Annotated in this window: 3 protein-coding genes; 1 reads left to right on the top strand and 2 read right to left on the bottom strand. The window is 45.2% G+C overall.

The window, feature by feature from the left end; translation table 11 throughout:
• Positions 1 to 181: hypothetical protein (locus P1P89_23235; GenBank protein ID MDF1594439.1), on the top strand; the 181-nt coding region annotated here is incomplete at its 5' end.
• Here P1P89_23235 and P1P89_23230 read toward each other — a convergent pair.
• Together P1P89_23230 and P1P89_23225 are read right to left on the bottom strand one after the other, a co-directional pair.
• The gene (locus P1P89_23230) at positions 178 to 402 is read right to left on the bottom strand and encodes a 4Fe-4S dicluster domain-containing protein (GenBank protein MDF1594438.1); all 225 of its coding nucleotides are present in this window, start codon (positions 400 to 402) and stop codon (positions 178 to 180) included. The genes P1P89_23235 and P1P89_23230 overlap by 4 nt on opposite strands.
• Before the next feature lie 395 nt (positions 403 to 797).
• Positions 798 to 2,060 (bottom strand): hypothetical protein, encoded by a 1,263-nt coding sequence (locus P1P89_23225; GenBank protein ID MDF1594437.1) that lies wholly within the window; start codon positions 2,058 to 2,060, stop codon positions 798 to 800.
• Positions 2,061 to 2,083: the final 23 nt, after the last annotated feature.

Raw genomic sequence — 2,083 nt, 5'->3', positions numbered from 1 at the left:
CTTTACGAAAAATAGTTTGACAATTACTTCTCAAGGCCCACCAAACCCTACTTTACAAACTGACCGAGAATTGCTGGGCGGTTGCAGACCGGCCGGTGGCCTCCTCTCGACGAATCGGGAAATGGATTGGCTGTTGCGGTCTAAACGCCATTTTACAGAATTTAAGCGTTGTGCGATTTAGTGATGCTCTTCACATGAACTGTGTTCAATCGCATGCTCCGGGCACACCTCGATACAAGTGCAGCATTCAATGCAGTCAAAAATATGGGTTGCCACGGTTTTACCCGCTTTCAGCTCATACACGCCGGACGGACAGGCATGGGCGCACTCGCCATGCCCCTTGCATTTGTCGTAATCCACCTTGATGGTGATCAGGTCGCCCTGCCACTCCTTAATGTTCATCGTCTGATATCCTCTTCATGCTTTGGAATAGTTCGGTCTTGATCGCTCTTAAATCTACGAAATACATCGCCGCAAACGACATTATAAAAAAACGCCTGCGCTATACAGCTATCCGCCTAGAAAACTATTTCCTATTATGGATTTGCTCTCGGGCGGATCCTATCCATCCTTCGAGCCGCTGGGCTGCAACCTTATGCCGCTCTGAAACGGCAACCGCTGACAAGCCATCCAGCTTCTCCTTAACTTCTTCTAGTGCGGTTACATCTTCCGGTCGCCGACTCGTCCCAGGCCCCGAATGGTGATTCTGAGGTTTTGAAGCAATAGACCAAATTTTTTCGCTGTTTCCCTGCCGTTATAAACTGTCGATTCCGGATCGCCGTACTCTTTTACTGCGCTTAATAATATAGAACGGGACGTGGGTCCCCCCACCAGAGAGAAAAGGATATAGGCCTCGCGTTCAAGTGAAAAAAGAAACGACAGCGCAGGGTGGCGCCTTCTTTCTCATCAGAGCCCATCCCCTTGACAAGCTGTTTGTGGATGGTTTGAATTTTTTCAAATATTTCACCCTGATCTTTATCAATTTTCCAGGCTGCATATTTAGCCACCCCGGATTCCAATCCCTCCTGGACCTGGAGCACATCTTCCGGCGTAATTTCCATATTGACAAGCTCTTTATGGTACTTTCGAACAAGAAGATTGCAAAGCATCAGGGCTTTTGAATCCGAATACGTAATGCCTTTAACATTTTTACAAAAATCGGACAGCAGAATTTTTACCGCCCGCTTAGGATTCTGCATTTTTGCAATTAGAACCTGCAAGGAGTTTAAGTATGTCGAACGGTCATTCTGATGAATATATTCCCTGAGATAATGCCATAAGAACTCGAAAATCTTTCGTTCATACCGTGTAAATTCCGGTAGAATTCTGGCAAAGGCGCCCCTGATGAAATGACCTTTTTCATCAAAACATTCTTTGAGTAATTCAATGAGATTCTGCGCTTCCTCAATGGAAATATCAAAGTCTTTGGCCAGTGTCTCAAAATCCTGCAGGTTAAAATTAATGGCACGATAGGCAATATTCCTCATCTTGCGTTTGGTTTCAATCCTGCGTTTGCAAAAGGTAACGGCCTCAAGCAGTTTTTTTTGCAAAGTGGCCAACACCCCTATCTTTTTGCCGGTTGCGGTTTCAATTATTTCCTCCCTGGCAAACAGATCATCGATTATTTTGTCGCGGACTTCATCAAGACGGTTTATAATATTGCCGAGAATCTCTTTCTCCATCCGCTGGGTTTCAGACACCTTCTGAATCGACGTTAAAAGGCCGGAAGAAAGATGAAGCCTTTCACTCAAATTGGTAGAGTCGATTTTTTCATAGTCATTTCCATAAACGCTTTTTAATACTTTTGCGGCCTTTTGTGGGGATCCGCCGGCTTCTTTTATGGCAAACTGGGCGACCTCGGCCTTTTCCTTCGTAACATCTTCTTTTTCCCGGTCCGACATGAGCCAGAGCACATTGTTGACTTCAATCGGTGGTCGCACCAGCTTTTCCTTCAGCTTCTGTACTGAAAAAATGGCATTGTAGATGCTCACATAGCGGTCTTTTAAATTTGATTTGGGTGCGGCTCTTTTAGGACGACATTGAGCAGCAGTTTTCAACATATAGTATCAAGCCCCATAAAGAA

This window comes from Desulfobacterales bacterium (genome assembly GCA_029211065.1).
In the GTDB taxonomy this organism is placed as follows: Bacteria; Desulfobacterota; Desulfobacteria; order Desulfobacterales; family JARGFK01; genus JARGFK01.
Note: the sequence above shows the minus strand (reverse complement) of the source record. Positions and strands in the feature narration are given on the sequence as shown.

What these genes read in the sequence shown, in the direction of transcription:
- P1P89_23230 (MDF1594438.1), bottom strand. Translation starts at nt 402, where the DNA reads ATGAACATTAAGGAGTGGCAGGGCGACCTGATCACCATCAAGGTGGAT.
- P1P89_23225 (MDF1594437.1), bottom strand. Translation starts at nt 2,060, where the DNA reads ATGTTGAAAACTGCTGCTCAATGTCGTCCTAAAAGAGCCGCACCCAAA.